Raw genomic sequence first — 17517 nt, 5'->3', positions numbered from 1 at the left:
AATGCTCAAGCTGACCCCCCTGCTTCTGGCCATCGCCTATGCGTACCTCATGCTGCGCTTTTCGATGTGGCGCACGAAGAAGACGCTTGATGCCCAGTCAAAGCCGCTGACCGACCCCGCGATCACCCGGCTTGCCGACCGGATGGCGGCGGCGATGGACCTGCCCGAGATCAAGGTGAACGTCTTCGAGGTGGAACCCGTGAACGGCCTTGCCGCCCCGGACGGGCGGATTTTCCTGACGCGGGGGTTCCTGAACCGCAAGGCACGCGGCGAGGTGACGGCGGAGGAACTCGCATCCGTCATCGCGCATGAACTGGGTCATGTGGCGCTGGGGCACATGCGGCGCCGGATGATCGACTTCACCGGGCAGAACGCGGTCTTCGTGATGCTGTCGGCGGTGCTGAACCGGTTCGTGCCGATTGTCGGCGTCTGGCTGGCCAACATGCTGTCGACCGCCCTTATGGCGCACCTCTCGCGGCGGGACGAGTTCGAGGCCGATGCCTATGCCTCGGCCCTCCTCATCAAGGCGGGGATCGGGACGGGGCCGCAGAAGAGCCTGTTCCGCAAGCTTGAGGCCTTGACCCAGAACCGGGCGGAAGGGGTGCCGGCCTGGCTTCTCAGCCATCCGAAGACCGAAGAACGGATCGCCGCGATCGAGGCGAATGAGGCGCGCTGGCTGGGGACGAAGCAAATTTCTTGAGCAGGAAATTTGGCAAATTCCTTGGTTAAGGAATTTGGCTCCTAGACCGCGAGCGCCTTTCCCAGCCGGTAGAGCCGCGCCCGTTTCAAGAGCGCCTTCAACGCGACGGGCTGGCCCGAGATCGCCTCGGCCTTGGCGCGGACGGTTTCGACGATCCCTGCCATCACCTCGGGGTGCCGCGAGTGCAGCTCCCACAGGAACCCGTCGGGGTCGCGGCGGGTGATGCCTTCGGCGGCGAGCACATGGCCGGGGAAATCCGCGGCGTTGAAAGTCACAATGGCATCCGCTCCGCTGGCGATGGCGGTGGCAAGGACGTGGCGGTCGTTCGGGTCGGGCAGGATCAGCCGCGCTTCGATCTCGGGATGCGCAGGGATCAGGCCGCGCGGGAAGATGGTGCGGAAGAAGGTCGCCTCGCCTTCGGCCAGCGCGGGGGCTGCGGGTCCGAGCTTCGCCGTCGCCAGAACCCATTCGCGCAGGATACGGTCCGAGAACACAGGCTGGAAAAGCCCCGCCTCGCCCGCGCCTTGCAGGATCTCGCGCAGGACGGTGGGGTAAAGGACGCAGGCGTCGAGGACTGCCTTCATCCGTCCAGCCGGAAGGTCAGGGCCTTGAGGTACGAGCTTTCCGCCAGCTGCGGCAGGACCGGGTGGTCCGGCCCGGCAAAGCCGGTGTGGATGATCTGCGGCCGCCGCCCGCCGCGCCCGATGCCCCGGGCGCTGGCGTTGCGGAAGGCCTGCAGGTCGGCGGCGTGGCTGCAGGAGCAGAGGACGAGGTATCCCCCCGGCGCGACGAGCGGCGCTGCGAGCCTTGCGATGCGCTCGTAGGCCCGAAGACCTGCCTCCAGCGCGGGCTTAGCGGGCGCGAAGGCGGGCGGGTCACAGATCACGAGGTCGAAGCGCGCGCCTTCGCCTCCAAGAGCCTCGAGCACCTCGAAGGCGTCGCCCTGCCGGGTGGCGAAACGGTCGGCAAAGCCCGAGGCCCCTGCCCCGGCCCTTGCCAGCTCGAGCGCAGGGGCCGATGCATCGACGGCCAGCGCCTGCGCCGCGCCCCCTGCAAGGGCCGCCAGTCCAAAGCCTCCGACATGGGAGAAGACGTCGAGCACCCGCGCGCCTTTCGCAAGACGGGCGGCAAAGGCGTGGTTCGGGCGCTGGTCGAAGAAAAGGCCGGTCTTCTGCCCGCCCATGAGGTCCGCCATGTAGGTGGCCCCGTTCATCGGCACCGGCACCGGCCCTTTGGGGGCAGGCCCGTGGACGACCGCCATCTCTTCGGCCAGTCCCTCAAGCCCCCGCGCTCGGCCCTGGCCGTTCTTGATCACGGTTGCGACCCCGGTGACCGCGACCAGCGCGGCGACAAAGTCGGAAAGCGCTGCCTCGGCCCATGCGGCGTTCGGCTGGACGACGGCGACATCGCCGAAACGGTCGACGACCACGCCGGGAAGCCCGTCAGCCTCGGCATGGACAAGGCGGTAAAAGGGTGCGTCGAAAAGCCGGTCCCGAAGCCCGAGCGCACGGGTCAGCCGGGCGGCGAACCAGGCCTGATCGACCGTCGCCTCGGGGTCGCGGTCGAGCATCCGGGCGATGATCTTCGATTTCACGTTGACCGTGACAAGGCCGAGCGGCCGACGCTCGCCATCCTCCAGCACCGCCAAGGCACCGGGGGCAAGGCCCTGCGTGCGCCGGTCGGTCACCAGCTCGTCGGCATAGACCCATGGAAAGCCATGGCGGATCGCCCGCGCCTCGGCCTTCGGCTTCAGGCGGACGGTCGGAATGCCGCGACGCGGGCTGTCGTCTTCTGTCATCACTTGGACCCCGAACCTGTTGCTGCGCCGATGCGCCCGCTTAGCCGGAAATCCGGGCGGCAGGAAGGGGAAGGTGCCGACGAAGGGTGACAGGCCGGTCCTCTTGCGGACGACCGGCCTGCTTCCCTTGTGACGGGCAGTTTCGTCAGTTGGTCAGATCGCAGCCGGCAGCCGACGCAGCCCCGGTTCCGGCGAGAGCGAGATCCTTGACCCGCTTGCTGGCCAAGGCGTTGTTCCAGCTTGCCTGAACGACAAGGTCATAGGCGCGCTTGCTGGCCAGGGCCTCGTGCCAGCCGTCCGCGTCCGTCGTTACGCTGAAGGCGACATCGGTGCAGGCGGCAACGGAGGTATTGGTTTCAACGAGCAAAGGCCGGCCGAATTCGGTCGTGACGGTCGACGAGGCCAGCGCGACCGAAGCGGTAAGCGCCCCCACAGCGGCTCCGAGGGAAACGAGAAGCGACATCTTCATGGTGGTTCTCCATCCTGCCAAAACTTGTAAACTTGACTTTGATTTGAAAGCTGGCCGCATTTTGTTGAGGATGGTGAAACATTAAGGTTTTTGGCTGGCATTCCTGTGTTGATTGCGACGCACGCGCTTTGGCCAGTTGTTAGCGCTAACAGAAACTGCTAGGAATCGCCCGCCCGTAGAAGAGAGGTCTGCATGTCGCTTCATCCGACCATCGCCCGTGTCACTGACCGGATCCGTGCCCGCTCGGAAGCGGCGAGGGGAACCTATCTTGACCACATGGGCAAGGCGGTGTCGGACGGCCCGGTCCGGGCGCACCTGTCCTGCGGCAACCAGGCCCATGCCTATGCGGCGATGGGTGGTGCGAAAGAGGCGCTGGCGGCAGCCAAAGTGCCGAACCTCGGGATCGTGACTGCGTATAACGACATGCTCTCGGCCCACCAGCCGTTCGAGCGGTATCCCGACCTGATCCGCGCGGCGGCGAAGAAGGCGGGGGTCACGGTGCAGGTCGCAGGCGGGGTGCCGGCGATGTGCGACGGTGTCACGCAGGGCCAGCCGGGGATGGAGCTGTCGCTGTTCTCGCGCGATGTGATCGCGCTGGCGGCGGGGGTTGCGCTGAGCCACAACTGCTTTGACGCGGCACTTTACCTGGGCGTCTGCGACAAGATCGTGCCGGGCCTCGTGATGGCCGCCGCCACCTTCGGCCATATCCCGGCGGTCTTTGTGCCCGCTGGCCCGATGACCAGCGGCATCCCGAACGACGAGAAGTCGCGCGTCCGCAACGCCTATGCCGAAGGCAAGGCCAGCCGCGAAGAGCTGATGGCCGCCGAGATGGCCAGCTACCACGGCCCGGGCACCTGCACCTTCTACGGCACGGCGAACACCAACCAGATGCTGATGGAGTTCATGGGGCTGCACCTGCCCGGCACCAGTTTCGTCAACCCCGGCACGCCGCTCCGTGAGGCGCTGACCACCGCAGCGGTGGAACGGGCGGCCGAGATCACCGCCTTGGGCAACGACTTCCGCCCGGCGGGCGAGATCCTGGACGAGCGCGCCTATGTCAACGGGATCGTCGGGCTGATGGCGACGGGTGGCTCGACGAACCTTGTCCTCCACCTGCCGGCGATGGCGCGGGCAAGCGGAGTGATCCTTGACCTGCAGGACTTTGCCGACCTTTCCGAAGCCGTGCCGCTGATGGCCAAGGTCTACCCGAACGGCCTTGCCGACGTGAACCATTTCCACGCCGCCGGGGGGCTGCAGTTCCTGATCAATGAGCTTCTGGATGCGGGGCTTCTGCACCCCGATGCCAAGACCATCGCAGGCGACGGCCTTGCCGCCTACCGGCAAGAGCCGGTGCTGGAGAATGGCCGCCTGACCTGGCGTGACGGGCCGAAGCAAAGCCTCAACGACAAGGTCGTCCGGCCCGCCGCCGATCCTTTCGCGGCCCAGGGCGGGCTGAAACAGCTTACCGGCAACCTTGGTCGCGGGGTGATCAAGGTCTCGGCGGTTGCGCCCGAGCGCCATGTCATCGAGGCCCCGGCCCGCATCTTCCACAGCCAGGACGCCGTGAAGGCCGCCTTCAAGGCGGGCGAGTTCACCAGCGACACCGTGGTCGTTGTGCGCTTCCAGGGCCCGCAGGCGAACGGGATGCCGGAACTCCATTCGCTGACCCCTACCCTGTCGGTCCTGCAGGACCGGGGCCTGAAGGTGGCGCTGGTGACCGACGGGCGCATGTCGGGCGCATCCGGCAAGGTGCCGGCGGCGATCCATGTGGCCCCCGAAGCCGCGACCGGCGGGCCGTTGGCCAAGTTGCGCGATGGCGACATCGTCCGGCTGGATGCGGTTGCGGGCACGCTGACCGCCCTTGTCCCCGATTTCGACAGCCGCACACCGGTGACCGCCGACCTTTCCGCCAACGAGTTCGGCATCGGGCGCGAGCTTTTCGCGGCCTTCCGCCGGGGCGTCAGTTCCTGCGATACGGGGGCCGCTCTGGTCGTCTGACCCCACATTCTTCGTCCACAAATTTCCCCGCCGGAGGCTCTGACCCGTCAGCCGCGCCGCCGCCGGGGCCTTCAAGGAACCCTGCCCATGACGCCCGCCCAGCAATCCGCCAAGGCCGCCCAGATCTGCCGGCTTGCCCCCGTCGTCCCGGTCCTGGTGATCGACGACCTTGCCCATGCCCGGCCCTTGGCCGAGGCGCTGGTCGCGGGCGGCCTGCCGGCGCTGGAGGTCACGCTGCGGACGCCTGTCGCGCTCGACGCGATCCGTGCGATGGCCGAGGTGCCGGGGGGCGTCGTGGGCGCGGGCACGCTTCTGACGCCCGCCGATGTGAAGGCGGCCAAGGCGGCGGGGGCGACCTTCGGCGTCTCGCCCGGGGCGACCGACCGGCTGATCGCGGCCTGCGAGGATGAGGGGCTGCCGCTTCTGCCCGGCGCCGCGACTGCGTCCGAGATCATGGTGCTGCTGGAAAAGGGCTATACGGTCCAGAAATTCTTCCCCGCCGAACAGGCCGGGGGGGCGGCGTATCTGAAATCCATCGGCTCGCCCATTCCGCAGGTCAGCTTCTGCCCGACCGGGGGGATCAGCCTCAAGGTCGCGCCCGATTACCTGTCGCTGAAGAACATCCTCTGCGTCGGCGGCAGCTGGGTCGCCCCGAAGGACGCCATGGCGCGCGGCGACTGGGCGGCGATCACCACGCTCGCGCGCGAGGCGGCGGCCCTGCCGCGCTGAGTGCGCAAGGCAGGAAGGTCAGCGGACCCGCGCGGGGACCCGCTGACCCAATCTTCGTCAGAGGATTTCTGACAGCCTGACCACGCGCCCCTCGGCCACCGATTTCAGCGCGGCCTCGGCCAGGGCAAGGGCCAGAAGCCCGTCTTCGCCCGAAGGGCTGGCCGTGGCCTTGCCCGCCATCGCGTCGATGAAGGCGGCGATCTCGGCGGCATAGGCTTCGGTGTAGCGGGTCATGAAGAAATCATGCAGCGGCGGGCGGGTGTAGCCCGCGCCGGTCGCGACTTCGATCGACACGGGGCGCTGGTTTTCCGCCGCCGCCATCCCCTTTGATCCATGCACTTCGATGCGCTGGTCGTAGCCATAGGTCGCCCGGCGCGAGTTCGAGATTACCGCCATCTTGCCCGAGGCTGTCCGCAGCATCACCTGCACCGAGTCGCTGTCCCCCGCCGTGCCGATCGCGGGATCGACGAGGACCGAGGCCATGGCCGAGACCTCCGCCACCTCCTCGCCCAGCAGGAAGCGGGCCATGTCGAAGTCATGGATCGTCATGTCGCGGAAGATCCCGCCCGACCGCTTGATATAGTCGACCGGCGGCGCGCCGGGGTCGCGGGAGGTGATGACCACCATCTCGACCGCGCCGAGGGTGCCCTTGTCGATCTCGGCCCGGACGGCCTGGAAATGCGGATCGAAGCGGCGGTTGAAGCCGACCATCAGCGTGCCCTTCGCCGCGCGGACGACCTCGAGGCACTGCTTCACGCGGGCTAGGGAAAGGTCGATCGGCTTTTCGCAGAAGACGGCCTTCCCGGCCTTCACGAACTGCTCGATGAGGTCGGCATGGGTGTCGGTGGGCGTGCAGATCACCACCGCGTCGATGTCCTTCGCCGAAGCGATCGCGTCGATCGTGCGGACCTCGCAGCCGTACTGGTCGGCAATCGCCTGCGCCGCAGGTGCCATGGCGTCCGAGACCGCCACCAGCCGCGCGGCCGGGTTCCCCGTCACCGCCTTCGCATGCACCTTGCCGATACGCCCCGCACCCAGAAGCCCGAACCTGATTGTCATCATCTCTCCTTACTCCGGGGTGGCCCCGGCGACGTTCCCAATCTTCGCGCTTCTCTTCACGCCGGACGCGTCGGAAAGCAAGCGGCTTGAACCTGCGCCTCAGTCGCCCGCTGCAGCGATGGCCGCGTCGGCCAGGGTTGACTGGCCAAGGGCATCCATCAGCAGGATGCCCTCGACCAGTGCAAGCAGGCGGGGGGCCGCGTCCGGCCCGCCGGGATGGCGCGCGGCGATCCAGTCAGAGTAAAGCCCGAGGATCTCGTGGCCCGCGACACGGTGGGCGGCCTGCCCCTGCGCCGCCGCCGAGACAATGTCGAACCAGACCCGGACATAGGGCTGGAAGGGGGCAGATCGCATCAGCGCCACGACTGCCCGAAGAAGTGCGCCCTCGCTGGCGAAGGGGCCGGGCGACAGGGCTGTCGAGAGGCCCGCCTGCATCCGGTCGGCAAGGTGGCGCAGCAGGGCTGCGATCAGCCCGTCCTTGCTGCCGAAATGATAGATCAGCATCCGGTCCGAGGTTCCTGCCGCCGCCGCCAGCGGCCGCAGGCTGGCAGAGTTCAGCCCATGCTCCAGCACATGCGCGGCCAGCGCATCGAGAAGTGCGGTCCGATCCGGCCCCGGGCGCGTCATCGGGTATTGAAGCGAACGCTACGGAATGGCATCATGTAGCACACGCTACATAAACGGCGCCGACCGCGTCCACTGCAAAAGGAATTTCTGCCATGTCACTTCTCGAAGTCCTTCCGGTCCTGACCTACGGTGCCGCCGTCGCTACCCTGATCTGGAGCGCAAGGGCCGAGGTGCGGGGATCCTGGCTGATTGTCGCCCTGCTTGCCGCTGTCTTCATTGCCTTTTCGATCTGGACCGTTCTGGATGGCGGGCTTCTGCCGTTCTGGTTCAACCACACGACCAATCTTGCCGGCAACCAGGTCTGGTTCGATCTGCTGATTTCGGTCGTCCTGGCCTTTGTCCTGATGCTGCCCCGGGCGCGGGCGCAGGGCATGGCGATCCTGCCCTGGGCAATCGCGGTGGCGACAACGGCCAGCATCGCCCTTCTGGTCATGGCGGCCCGGCTCCTCTGGCTGGAAGAGCGGGCGCGCCGGACCTGACCCCGGACCCGATCACCCACCCGGCACCCGTGCGGCGCGCCCCCCACGGCGGCGCGGCGCCTCGGGGGCCGAAAGGGCGTCGGTCAGGACCGCCGTCATCGGGTGGCCGGGGGCATCATTGCCATAGACGGCCAAGAGAAGGCGCGCATGATCGGCAAAGCCGGCCCCGGCCGGCAAGGACAAGGCCCAGTCGACAAGGATCGACCGGCACTCGGATGGGGTGATGCCCTCGATCCGGTAGCTTTCGCGGATCAACCCCTTCGGATCAGCTTCGCTGAGGTCCATCGCCTGTCTCTCCCTCTCGTGCCACCGGGCCGACCAGCCGGGTGACGGCGCCCTCGGCCTGAACAGCCGCCTCGGCCAGTTGGCGGACCAGATCCTCGGCCCCTCCCGCGCCGGTCTCGCGCATCAGGAAGGCGCAGGCACCGTGGCCAAGATCCTCGACCGCCAGCGGGCCTTCGGTCAGAAGCCGGCTTGCCGCATGGTGCCGCCACATCAGCCTGTAGGCAGAGACAAGGGCCTGCGCGTCGGTTTCCGGCAGGATGTCGCCCGTGCCCGCCGCAATCTGGCGCTCGACACTGCGCGCGGGGCTGCCGGCGAGAAGCGCCACGGTCTGCGCGGCAAGTTCGATGTCCATGATCCGACCGGGCCCGTTCTTGGCGTCAAGCGGCCCGGCCACAGGCTTGGCGGCTTGGAGCCGGGCCCGCATTGCCGCCACATCGCCGCGCACCCCCTTCCCCTGCCCTTTCCGGGGCAGAAGCGCGCGGCGGAACGCCTCGACCTCGGCGCCAAGGCTCGGCTCGCCCACCATCACCCGCGCCCGGGTCAGGGCAAGGTGCTCCCAGGTCCAGGCCTCGGTCTCCTGATAGGTGGTGAAGCTTTGCAGGCTGGTCGCCACCGGCCCCTGACGGCCCGAGGGGCGCAGCCGCATGTCGACCTCGTAAAGCCGCCCGGCCGGCATCTGGGCGCTGAGCGCGGTGACGAGGGCCTGCGTCAGCCGTGCATAGTAGGGGCGCGTGGCCAAGGGGCGCGGACCCTCGGAGGTCTCCACCCCTTCGGCATCGTAGATGACGATGAGATCAAGATCCGAGCCCGCGTTCAGCCGTGCGGCACCAAGCGAGCCCATGCCGACCAGAACCGCCCCGCGCCCAGGCATCGGACCATGCCTTTCCGCGAAATCGGCAGCGACCAGCGTCCAGATTTCGGCCACCACGGCCTCGGCGAGGTCGGCGTATTGCCTGGCCGCCTCGAAGCCGTCGGTCAGCCCGCGCAAATGGTGCACACCGATCCGGAAATGCCATTCCTTCATCCAGCGCCGCGCGGCATCGAGGCCCGCCTCGTAGTCTGGCGCTTGGGCCAGCCGCGCGCCAAGATCGAGCCGAAGCGCGGCGAGCCCCGGCCAGTTGCCCCAGAAACTGCCGCCGATCACACCGTCCAGCACGCCCGCGTTGCGCGAGAGATAGCGCGCAAGGCCCGGCGCGGTTCCGGCGATGTCGACGATCAGCTCGATCAGCACCGGGTTCGCCTCGAAAAGCGAAAAGACCTGCACCCCGGCGGGGAGGCCCGCAAGAAAGCCGTCAAGCGCCACCAGCGCCTCTTCCGGGTTGGCGGCACGGGCGAGTTCGCGCAGCATCCGGGGCCGGAGCCGTCGGAAGATCGCCTGCGCGCGTTCGGACCGGAGGGCAGGATAGCTCTCCCACCCCCGGGTGATCGCCCGCGCGGTCTCGGACAGCTCCGGGGCGGGCTGGGCCTCACCGGGGGAAAAGAAGCCCTCGGTCAGCCGGTCGGTACGGTGGAGCCGGTCCAGAAGACCCGCGCGGAACGCGCCTTCCTCTTGTCCGCAGAAGGCGGCGATGCGGGCGACTCCTTCCGCCGTCACCGGCATGGAATGGGTCTGCGCATCGTTCACCATCTGCAGCCGGTGCTCGACCTCGCGGTGGGCGCGGTAAAGCTCGGTCAGTTCGTCAGCCACTTCCGGCGGGACCCAGCCTTTGCCGGCGAGCGCCGCAAGGCCGCCCACGGTGGTGCGGTCGCGGAGGCTTTGATCGCGCCCCCCGGCGATCAGCTGGCGGGTCTGAGTGAAGAATTCGATCTCGCGGATGCCCCCGGCACCAAGCTTGAGGTTATGCCCCTCAATCGTGATCGGCCCGTGCAGGCCCCGGTGGTCGCGGATGCGCAGCCGCATGTCATGCGCATCCTGGATCGCCGCGAAATCAAGGTGCTTGCGCCAGACGAAGGGCGTCAGCGCCTTCAGGAACCGCGCCCCGGCCGAAAGGTCGCCGCCGCAGGGCCGCGCCTTGATGTAGGCGGCACGCTCCCACGTCCGGCCTTCCGCCTCGTAATAGGCCTCGGCGGCGGCCATCGACAGGCAGACGGGGGTGACGCTGGCATCTGGACGCAGCCGCAGGTCGCTGCGGAAGACGTAGCCGTCGGTCACGTCCGAGAGGATCGCCGTCATCCGCCGGGTCACCTTGATGAAGCTGGCCCGCGCATCCTGCTCGGCACCGGGATAGCGGGTTTCGTCGAAAAGGCAGATCAGGTCGATGTCGGAGGAATAGTTGAGTTCCCCCGCGCCCATCTTGCCCATCGCCAAGGCGACCATCCCCCCCGCCGTTGCCGCATCCTCCGGCACGGCGCCCGGCAGGCGGCCCCGGCGGATTTCCTCGGCGACGCCGGTCGTCAGCGCCAGATGCACCGCGCGGTCAGCAAGCCGGGTCAGCGCCGCTGTCACCGCCTCGAGCGGCCAGACGCCGCCAAGGTCGCAAAGTGCGGCGATCAGCGCCACGCGCCGCTTGGCCTGCCGGAGTTCAAGAGGCAGCGCCTCGGGCGACGTTCCGTCAAGCGCGCCAAGGACCGCATCCAGCGCCGCCTCTGGGTTCGCCGCCGCCTCCTCCAGCCACGTCGCTTCGCGGTCCATCAGCCCTCGGAGGTACGGGCTGCAGCCGGCGGTCGCGGCACACAGCTCCTGCACCTCCACCGGCAAGGCGGGCAAGCCTGCCCGCGCATCCGCAGCGGCGGCGGGATCGAAGGCGATAGGCAGGCGGCGGATGCGGGCGGCAAGGCTCATCATCCGACCTTGCTGCGGGCGCTATCCAAGGTCAACCGCCCGCCATGCGCGGACCTCCGCCAACGCCCGGCAGGGCGATTGACGAGGCCATGTAAAATAGTTTCACATATCCCTTGAAACCATGATCGAGTGATGTCATCTTCCCCAATGTGAAAGAGATTCACATAAACCGGAGACCGCCATGTACACCACCACCGACACCGCCCGGCCTGGCGGCATCCGCACCGCCTTCCGCCGCGCCGAAGCCTGGCTTGACGCACGCGGCAAATGGGCCTGGATCGCCACCATGGTCCTTGGCTTCATCATCTTCTGGCCCGTGGGCCTTGCCCTTCTGGCCTACATGATCTGGGGAAAACAGATGTTCTCACGTTCCTGCGGCGCGCGGCGCCATGACCGCCACCACGACCACCACTGGGGCCGCCACGCCTATCGCGCCGGTATGCCGACCGGCAACACCGCCTTCGACACCTACAAGGCCGAGGCGCTGCGTCGCCTTGAAGACGAACAGGAGGCGTTCGAGGCCTTCCTGCAGCGCCTGCGGAGCTCGAAGGACAAGTCCGAGTTTGATGCCTTCATGGAAGACCGCGCCCGCGCCACCGCTGCGCAGGATGCTGCCGAGGTGAAGCCGAATGAGGCTGACGAAACGAAAAACCGTCCCGGCGAATACTGATCCGTCGGCATGGAATACCCCGTCCCGCGATCATGCGGGGCGGGGCAATCAGACGCGCGGGCAAGCCTCACTCGGCGCTTGGCGGAAGGCAACGGGCTTGCTACGCTCCGTCGCAAAGCACTTCCGCGAACCCTATGCGTCACACCCTTCCCCTAACGCCCCAGTTCTACGTGACGGCGCCCCAACCCTGCCCCTACCTGCCGGGCCGGATGGAACGGAAGCTCTTTACCGCGCTTCAGGGGGAACAGGCACAGAAGCTGAACGACAGCCTGTCGAAGCAGGGGTTCCGGCGCAGCCAGAACGTCCTTTACCGGCCCTCCTGCGCGGAATGTTCCGCCTGCCTTTCCGCCCGCATCCGGGTTGCGGACTTCACCCCTTCGCGCACCCAGAAACGCATCCTGAAGCGGGGCGAGGGTCTGCGGCGCAACGCCACCTCACCTTGGGCGACCGAGGACCAGTTCAACCTTTTCCGCCGCTATCTTGACCACCGCCACGCCGATGGCGGGATGGCCGATATGGACATCTTCGAATTCGCCGCGATGATCGAGGAAACGCCGATCAAGTCGCGTGTCATCGAATACACCGCCGCGCGGCCCGGCCAGAAGGACCGATCCCTTGCCGCCGTCTGCCTGACCGATGTCTTCGACGACGGCCTGAGCATGGTCTACAGCTTCTACGACCCGGACCTCACCGCGCTGAGCCTAGGGACCTATGTGATCCTCGACCATGTCGCCATCGCGCGCGAGGCGGGGTTGCCCTACGTCTACCTTGGCTACTGGGTGCCTGGCAGCCGGAAGATGGGCTACAAGGCCGGCTTTTCCGCGCTTGAGATCTACAAGGCGGGCAGCTGGCAGCCGCTTGGCGACCCCGCCAGCCACGAGGCCGACCTGCATCCCCTGTCCGTCGACCCGATCGCCGAACAGGTTGCCCGGATCAACCTGCCCGACAGCCGGGTCTGACCCGGTTGGTCGCGCGCATCTCGGCCTTTTCCCTCGTCGTGCCGGATTACGACAGCGCCATCGCCTTCTACGTCGGAACCCTTGGCTTTCGCCTGACCGAGGATTTCGACCAGGGCCACAAGCGCTGGGTCACGGTCGAGCCGCCGGGGGGCGGGCCGCGCCTCGTCCTTGCGCGGGCTGAAGGCGCGGCACAGCAAGCCGCGATCGGCAATCAGGCAGGCGGACGGGTGTTCCTGTTCCTGCAGACCGATGACTTCGCCCGCGACCATGCCGCCATGACCGCCGCGGGCGTCGAGTTCGAGGAAGCGCCGCGCCATGAACCCTACGGGACTGTCGCCGTCTGGCGCGATCCCTTCGGCAACCGCTGGGACCTGATCGGTCCGAAAGCCGGGACATGACAGGGCCCACCCCGGTTTCTCTTGCCGCACGGCAAGACTTGCGGCAGGGGGGGATCACGGGCAATCTGCGGTGGAAAGGTTCGGGTTGACCGGCTGGGGCGAACCGCGCTAACTGGACAACTAATCTTACCAAATGACACGATCCGCGGGACGAACCGGCGGCTTACCAGGGGAGGAACCAGCCGGATGCAGGCCTTGCTTGCCGTCGCTCGCGGCATCGACCGCGTGAATGCCTTCATCGGAAAGGGCGTGATCTGGCTGATCCTGCTGGCGGTCATCGTCAGCGCAGCCAATGCCGTCAGTCGCAAGCTTTTCGATCTGTCATCGAACGCCTGGCTCGAGTTGCAGTGGTATCTCTTCGGCGGCGCCTTCATGGGGGCGGCGGCCTACACGCTCCAGCAGAACGAGCACATCCGGATCGATGTCTTCTATGCCTCGCGCAGCCGACGCACCCAGCACTGGATCGACCTGATCGGGCATATCGTATTCCTTCTGCCCTTCGTCGTCCTGATGGCATGGCTGCTCTGGCCCTACACGGTGCAGGCCTATGTCGGGGGCCAGGTGTCGTCCAACGCGGGCGGCCTCATCATCTGGCCGGCGCGCGCGATCCTTCTGATCGGCTTCATCATGCTGTCCTTCCAGGCAATCTCGGAGATCATCAAGAAGATCGCCGTGATGCGAGGCCTGATCGAGGATCCCCATCCCTTCATCTCGGCCCAGGATCAGGCCCTGAAAGAGGCCGAGGAACTGGCCGCCGAGGTCCAGGCCGCCACCGAGGTGAAGAAATGATCGAGATCATCGCGCACAACATGGCTCCGATCATCTTCGTGAGCCTCGTCGTCTTCCTCCTCTACGGCTATCCGGTCAGCTTCGCGCTGGCTGCCAACGGGCTGATCTTCTTCGTGATCGGCGTCTGGCTTGCCCCTTATTCCAATGGCGAGATCACGCTGGACTGGCCGCTTCTCGGCACCATGCCACAACGATTGTGGGGGGTGTTATCGAACGAGACCTTACTTGCCATCCCCTTCTTTACCTTCATGGGGATCATCCTTGAACGAAGCGGCATGGCCGAGGACCTTCTGGACACCATCGGCCAGCTCTTCGGTCCGATCCGCGGCGGGCTTGCGTTCGCGGTGATCCTTGTGGGCGCGCTTCTGGCGGCAACGACCGGTGTCGTCGCGGCCAGCGTGATCGCCATGGGCCTCATCTCGCTGCCGATCATGCTGCGCTACGGCTATGACCGCCGCACGGCGACCGGGGTCATCGCGGCCTCCGGGACGCTTGCCCAGATCATCCCGCCAAGCCTGGTCCTGATCGTCCTGGCTGACCAGCTCGGCCGGTCGGTCGGCGACATGTACCAGGGCGCGATCATTCCCGGCCTGATCCTGACCGGCATGTATCTCGGCTATATCTGCATGATCGCGATCTTCCAGCCGCACAAGGTGCCTGCCCTTCCGCCCGAAGCGCGGACGCTGGGAGGCGGCGTCACCTCGCTTCTGGTGGCGCTGGCCGGGGGGGCCGTCGCGGGCTACCTGATCCACATCTGGGCCTATGACGACTGGGGCGCCAATGCCGATGTCCTCGGGGCGACGGTCGCGACCATCCTTGTCTACTTCTATGCCGTCGCAGACCGCTACCTTGGCCTGAACCTCCTGTCGCGCCTCGCGCAGCAGGTCATCATGGTGCTGATCCCGCCACTGGCGCTGATCTTCCTGGTCCTTGGCACGATCTTCATCGGCCTTGCCACCCCGACCGAGGGCGGCGCGATGGGGGCCGTGGGCGCCATGATCCTCGCCTGGGCCAAGGGACGCTTCAGCCTGCCGACGATGCAATCGGCCCTTGTCGCCACCACGCGGCTGTCGGCCTTCGTCATGTTCGTCCTGATCGGCGCGCGGATGTTCAGCCTGACCTTCTACGGCGTGAACGGGCACATCTGGGTCGAGGAACTGCTCACGGCCGTCCCGGGCGGGCAGTACGGCTTCCTCTTCGTGGTGAACCTGATCATCTTCATCCTCGGGTTCTTCATCGACTTCTTCGAGATCGCCTTCATCCTGGTGCCGCTCCTCATCGCCCCGGCAGAAACGCTGGGGATCGACCTGATCTGGCTGGGCGTCATCATCGGGGTGAACCTGCAGACCTCGTTCCTGACCCCGCCCTTCGGCTTTGCGCTCTTCTACCTGCGCTCGGTCGCGGCCAAGGTGCCCTATGTCGACAAGATCACCGGCAAGCGGATGGACGGGATCAAGACGGGCGAGATCTACAAGGGCGCCATACCGTTCATCATCATCCAGGTGACGATGATCTTTGCCGTGGTCCTCTTCCCGCAGATGGTGATGCACTACAAGGGCCCGGTGGTCGACCCCTCGACGGTCGAGATCACCGTGCCCGGCCTGGTGCCGCTGGCACCCGGCGGCGGCCTTCCCGGCCCTCCCGGGGCACCCACGCTTGGGGCACCGAACCTTGGCACGCCCGGCACCGGCACCGCACCGGCCCCGGGCGGGTTGCCCACCCTGCCCGGCGCACCGCAGCTTGGCGCACCTGTCGTGAACCCCTGACGGCTGGCAGGCAGGACAACAAAGGGCCGGTCCGCCACGACCGGCCCTTTCCATTTGATCCTGCATGGGGCCAGCCATGCAAAAGGCCCCGGACACCGGTCCGGGGCCTTTCCTGTTGTGAGACTGGCGGAAAGCCTTACAGCTTGCCGGCCTGCTGCTGCGTCATCATGAAGACGTCGTAGTTGTACTCGGCGATCTGCGCCCAGAGATAGGCGTCGCGCTTGAAGGCCGACATGCTGTCCCAGATCTTCTTGAACGGCGCGTTGGTGGCGCTGATCTCGGCATAGGTCGCGTTCGCCGCATCGAAAGCCGCGGCAAGAACATCGGCCGGCAGCGGGCGCAGCTGGGTGCCGTTTGCCACCAGAGACTTCAGCGCCGTCGGGTTCTTCCAGTCGTAGTTCGCCATCATGTTCGAGTTGGCCGCTTCCGAAGCCGCCCGCAGGATCGCCTGATAAGTCGGGGTCAGCTCGTTCCACTTGTCGAGGTTGATCATGTTCGACAAGGTCGGGCCACCTTCCCACCAGCCGGGATAGTAGTAGAACGGGGCCACTTTGTAGAAGCCAAGCTTCTCGTCGTCATAGGGGCCGACGAATTCGGCCGCGTCGATCGTGCCCTTCTCCAGCGACGGGTAGATGTCGCCGCCGGCGATCTGCTGCGGCACCACGCCCAGCTTGGCGATGATCGAGCCGCCGAAGCCCCCGATGCGCATCTTCAGGCCCTGCAGGTCGGCGACCGAGTTGATCTCCTTGCGGTACCAGCCGGCCATCTGCACGCCGGTATTGCCGCAGGGCAGGTAATGCAGGTTCCGGTTGGCGTTGAAGAATTCGTTCAGCATGTCGATGCCGCCGCCCTGGTACAGCCAGGCGTTCATCTGCCGGTAGTTCAGGCCGAAGGGCACGGTCGTCCCCAGCGCGTTGGTCGGGTCCTTGCCCCAGTCGTAATAGGCCGCGGTATGCGCCATCTCGACCGACCCGGCCGAGGCCGCCTCGGCCGCTTCCAGCGCCGGGACGAGTTCGCCGCCCGGGAAGACCTGGATCACGAATTTCCCGTCGGTCGCTTCGGAGACGTATTTCGCCATCGTCTCGGCCGCGCCGTAGATCGTGTCGAGCGATTTCGGAAAGCCCGACGCGCAGCGCCAGGTGATGGTGGGCGATTCCTGGGCAATGGCCGGCGCGGCAAGCGTTGCCGCACCCGCGGCGGCGATGCCACCGACGGAAGCCTTGGTCAGAAATGAGCGACGATCCATGCAGTACTCCTCCACTGTTGGCCTTCCTGCGGTCACATGCCGCAGGCTGGGCGTCTCTGCGACATAGACCCTAGACAAGCGACGGCAAGATGAGAACCCAAAACTGTGCCATAGGCGCAAATCTGGTCAGAAAACCTTACCAGGACCGCGCAAGCCGGGGTTGTGCCCGGATGTTGGCGCTATCATGTCCCGCTTTGGCCGGATCGTCGTAAACAACTGCCGTAACGTTAAGCAGATACCATCAAGAATCACCCGGAAGGAACCAGACAGCCCGTGTTCTCCTACATCTCGCTTGGAACCCGCGACCTTGCCCGTGCGATGCCCTTCTATGATGCGGTGCTCGCCCCCCTCGGCCACGCGAGGATCGAGGATTATGACCCTGAGGATCGCTCCGCCGCCTGGGGCACGGATGACCCCGGCCCGCATCTGTGGGTGACGCAACCCTTCGATGGTGCGCCGGCCAGCGCCGGCAACGGGACGATGGTGTCCTTCCTTGCCGAAACTCGCGCCGCAGTTGATGCCTTCCATGCCGCTGCCCTTGCCCACGGCGGGACCGACGAAGGCGCGCCCGGCCTGCGCCCGCACTACGGGCCGCATTTCTATGCCGCCTATGTCCGCGACCCGGACGGCAACAAGCTGAACGCGGTCTGTTACCGCGCGGACACAGACGCGACCCGCACCTGAACGGCAGACCAGCGACGGCAGCGTTTTCTTCTTCCCCTGCCCTTGTTTTTCAACACAGGCGACCGCACCTCCCTGCAAA

18 protein-coding genes are annotated in these 17517 nt (G+C 66.8%); 10 read left to right on the top strand and 8 right to left on the bottom strand.

Annotated elements, in window-relative coordinates:
* Nucleotide 1 precedes the first annotated feature (1 nt).
* Nucleotides 2–700, top strand: coding sequence for a M48 family metallopeptidase (locus tag AC2D9V_RS13940; protein ID WP_484714694.1), 699 nt, complete (start codon nucleotides 2–4; stop codon nucleotides 698–700).
* A gap of 41 nt (nucleotides 701–741) precedes the next feature.
* On the opposite strand, the gene AC2D9V_RS13935 is transcribed toward AC2D9V_RS13940, so the two are convergent.
* The 3 genes from AC2D9V_RS13935 to AC2D9V_RS13925 all read right to left on the bottom strand — a co-directional run bounded on the left by AC2D9V_RS13935 (nucleotide 742) and on the right by AC2D9V_RS13925 (nucleotide 2967).
* Nucleotides 742–1284, bottom strand: coding sequence for an RSP_2648 family PIN domain-containing protein (locus AC2D9V_RS13935; protein ID WP_484714693.1), 543 nt, complete (start codon nucleotides 1282–1284; stop codon nucleotides 742–744).
* Entirely contained in the window at nucleotides 1281–2498 is a 1218-nt protein-coding gene (locus tag AC2D9V_RS13930; RefSeq protein WP_484714692.1) for an RSP_2647 family RNA methyltransferase, read from the bottom strand. Before AC2D9V_RS13930 ends, AC2D9V_RS13935 begins: the two co-directional genes overlap by 4 nt.
* Nucleotides 2499–2643: 145 nt before the next feature.
* Complete coding sequence (locus tag AC2D9V_RS13925) at nucleotides 2644–2967, bottom strand: hypothetical protein (protein ID WP_484714691.1); 324 nt, start codon at nucleotides 2965–2967, stop codon at nucleotides 2644–2646.
* 192 nt (nucleotides 2968–3159) lie between these two features.
* On the opposite strand from AC2D9V_RS13925, the gene edd reads away from it, so the two are divergent.
* Entirely contained in the window at nucleotides 3160–4965 is a 1806-nt protein-coding gene (edd, locus tag AC2D9V_RS13920; RefSeq protein WP_484714690.1) for a phosphogluconate dehydratase, read from the top strand.
* An 87-nt stretch (nucleotides 4966–5052) separates the two neighbouring features.
* Nucleotides 5053–5694: a bifunctional 4-hydroxy-2-oxoglutarate aldolase/2-dehydro-3-deoxy-phosphogluconate aldolase gene (locus AC2D9V_RS13915; protein ID WP_484714689.1), complete on the top strand. Its 642-nt coding sequence runs from the start codon at nucleotides 5053–5055 to the stop codon at nucleotides 5692–5694.
* A gap of 57 nt (nucleotides 5695–5751) precedes the next feature.
* On the opposite strand, the gene iolG is transcribed toward AC2D9V_RS13915, so the two are convergent.
* Both iolG and AC2D9V_RS13905 read right to left on the bottom strand, forming a co-directional pair.
* Nucleotides 5752–6753: an inositol 2-dehydrogenase gene (iolG, locus tag AC2D9V_RS13910; RefSeq protein WP_484714688.1), complete on the bottom strand. Its 1002-nt coding sequence runs from the start codon at nucleotides 6751–6753 to the stop codon at nucleotides 5752–5754.
* Nucleotides 6754–6852: 99 nt separating this feature from the next.
* Nucleotides 6853–7380, bottom strand: coding sequence for a TetR/AcrR family transcriptional regulator (locus tag AC2D9V_RS13905; RefSeq protein ID WP_484714687.1), 528 nt, complete (start codon nucleotides 7378–7380; stop codon nucleotides 6853–6855).
* A gap of 92 nt (nucleotides 7381–7472) precedes the next feature.
* Between AC2D9V_RS13905 and AC2D9V_RS13900 the strand changes: the two genes are divergently transcribed.
* Nucleotides 7473–7859, top strand: a complete 387-nt coding sequence (locus AC2D9V_RS13900) for a hypothetical protein (protein WP_484714686.1) — start codon at nucleotides 7473–7475, stop codon at nucleotides 7857–7859.
* A 12-nt stretch (nucleotides 7860–7871) separates the two neighbouring features.
* Here AC2D9V_RS13900 and AC2D9V_RS13895 read toward each other — a convergent pair whose 3' ends face one another.
* Nucleotides 7872–8144: a hypothetical protein gene (locus AC2D9V_RS13895; protein ID WP_484714685.1), complete on the bottom strand. Its 273-nt coding sequence runs from the start codon at nucleotides 8142–8144 to the stop codon at nucleotides 7872–7874.
* Nucleotides 8125–10926 carry a [protein-PII] uridylyltransferase family protein gene (locus AC2D9V_RS13890; protein WP_484714684.1) on the bottom strand — a complete coding sequence of 934 codons (2802 nt, stop codon included), beginning with the start codon at nucleotides 10924–10926 and terminating at the stop codon, nucleotides 8125–8127. The genes AC2D9V_RS13895 and AC2D9V_RS13890 overlap by 20 nt, the downstream gene beginning before the upstream one ends.
* A gap of 181 nt (nucleotides 10927–11107) precedes the next feature.
* Between AC2D9V_RS13890 and AC2D9V_RS13885 the strand changes: the two genes are divergently transcribed.
* The 5 genes from AC2D9V_RS13885 (at nucleotide 11108) to AC2D9V_RS13865 (ending at nucleotide 15508) form a co-directional block, all read left to right on the top strand.
* Complete coding sequence (locus AC2D9V_RS13885) at nucleotides 11108–11596, top strand: DUF2852 domain-containing protein (RefSeq protein ID WP_484714683.1); 489 nt, start codon at nucleotides 11108–11110, stop codon at nucleotides 11594–11596.
* Nucleotides 11597–11730: 134 nt separating this feature from the next.
* On the top strand, nucleotides 11731–12555 hold the full coding sequence (locus AC2D9V_RS13880) for an arginyltransferase (protein ID WP_484714682.1): 825 nt from the start codon (nucleotides 11731–11733) through the stop codon (nucleotides 12553–12555).
* Nucleotides 12556–12560: 5 nt separating this feature from the next.
* The gene (locus AC2D9V_RS13875; protein ID WP_484714681.1) at nucleotides 12561–12953 is read left to right on the top strand and encodes a VOC family protein; all 393 of its coding nucleotides are present in this window, start codon (nucleotides 12561–12563) and stop codon (nucleotides 12951–12953) included.
* 186 nt (nucleotides 12954–13139) lie between these two features.
* Nucleotides 13140–13742 (top strand): TRAP transporter small permease subunit, encoded by a 603-nt coding sequence (locus tag AC2D9V_RS13870; protein ID WP_484714680.1) that lies wholly within the window; start codon nucleotides 13140–13142, stop codon nucleotides 13740–13742.
* Complete coding sequence (locus tag AC2D9V_RS13865; RefSeq protein WP_484714679.1) at nucleotides 13739–15508, top strand: TRAP transporter large permease; 1770 nt, start codon at nucleotides 13739–13741, stop codon at nucleotides 15506–15508. The genes AC2D9V_RS13870 and AC2D9V_RS13865 overlap by 4 nt, the downstream gene beginning before the upstream one ends.
* Before the next feature lie 136 nt (nucleotides 15509–15644).
* On the opposite strand, the gene AC2D9V_RS13860 is transcribed toward AC2D9V_RS13865, so the two are convergent.
* Nucleotides 15645–16754, bottom strand: a complete 1110-nt coding sequence (locus tag AC2D9V_RS13860; RefSeq protein WP_484714678.1) for a TRAP transporter substrate-binding protein — start codon at nucleotides 16752–16754, stop codon at nucleotides 15645–15647.
* A gap of 273 nt (nucleotides 16755–17027) precedes the next feature.
* On the opposite strand from AC2D9V_RS13860, the gene AC2D9V_RS13855 reads away from it, so the two are divergent.
* Nucleotides 17028–17438, top strand: a complete 411-nt coding sequence (locus AC2D9V_RS13855; RefSeq protein WP_484714677.1) for a VOC family protein — start codon at nucleotides 17028–17030, stop codon at nucleotides 17436–17438.
* Nucleotides 17439–17517 lie beyond the last annotated feature (79 nt).

Source organism: Tabrizicola sp. T46, assembly GCF_057219895.1.
Note: the sequence above shows the minus strand (reverse complement) of the source record. Positions and strands in the feature narration are given on the sequence as shown.

Bases quoted from the DNA above. Each gene is read 5' to 3' on its own strand.
- AC2D9V_RS13940 (WP_484714694.1), top strand. From the start codon at position 2: ATGCTCAAGCTGACCCCCCTGCTTCTGGCCATCGCCTATGCGTACCTC.
- AC2D9V_RS13935 (WP_484714693.1), bottom strand. From the start codon at position 1,284: ATGAAGGCAGTCCTCGACGCCTGCGTCCTTTACCCCACCGTCCTGCGC.
- AC2D9V_RS13930 (WP_484714692.1), bottom strand. From the start codon at position 2,498: ATGACAGAAGACGACAGCCCGCGTCGCGGCATTCCGACCGTCCGCCTG.
- AC2D9V_RS13925 (WP_484714691.1), bottom strand. From the start codon at position 2,967: ATGAAGATGTCGCTTCTCGTTTCCCTCGGAGCCGCTGTGGGGGCGCTT.
- edd (WP_484714690.1), top strand. From the start codon at position 3,160: ATGTCGCTTCATCCGACCATCGCCCGTGTCACTGACCGGATCCGTGCC.
- AC2D9V_RS13915 (WP_484714689.1), top strand. From the start codon at position 5,053: ATGACGCCCGCCCAGCAATCCGCCAAGGCCGCCCAGATCTGCCGGCTT.
- iolG (WP_484714688.1), bottom strand. From the start codon at position 6,753: ATGACAATCAGGTTCGGGCTTCTGGGTGCGGGGCGTATCGGCAAGGTG.
- AC2D9V_RS13905 (WP_484714687.1), bottom strand. From the start codon at position 7,380: ATGACGCGCCCGGGGCCGGATCGGACCGCACTTCTCGATGCGCTGGCC.
- AC2D9V_RS13900 (WP_484714686.1), top strand. From the start codon at position 7,473: ATGTCACTTCTCGAAGTCCTTCCGGTCCTGACCTACGGTGCCGCCGTC.
- AC2D9V_RS13895 (WP_484714685.1), bottom strand. From the start codon at position 8,144: ATGGACCTCAGCGAAGCTGATCCGAAGGGGTTGATCCGCGAAAGCTAC.
- AC2D9V_RS13890 (WP_484714684.1), bottom strand. From the start codon at position 10,926: ATGAGCCTTGCCGCCCGCATCCGCCGCCTGCCTATCGCCTTCGATCCC.
- AC2D9V_RS13885 (WP_484714683.1), top strand. From the start codon at position 11,108: ATGTACACCACCACCGACACCGCCCGGCCTGGCGGCATCCGCACCGCC.
- AC2D9V_RS13880 (WP_484714682.1), top strand. From the start codon at position 11,731: ATGCGTCACACCCTTCCCCTAACGCCCCAGTTCTACGTGACGGCGCCC.
- AC2D9V_RS13870 (WP_484714680.1), top strand. From the start codon at position 13,140: ATGCAGGCCTTGCTTGCCGTCGCTCGCGGCATCGACCGCGTGAATGCC.
- AC2D9V_RS13865 (WP_484714679.1), top strand. From the start codon at position 13,739: ATGATCGAGATCATCGCGCACAACATGGCTCCGATCATCTTCGTGAGC.
- AC2D9V_RS13860 (WP_484714678.1), bottom strand. From the start codon at position 16,754: ATGGATCGTCGCTCATTTCTGACCAAGGCTTCCGTCGGTGGCATCGCC.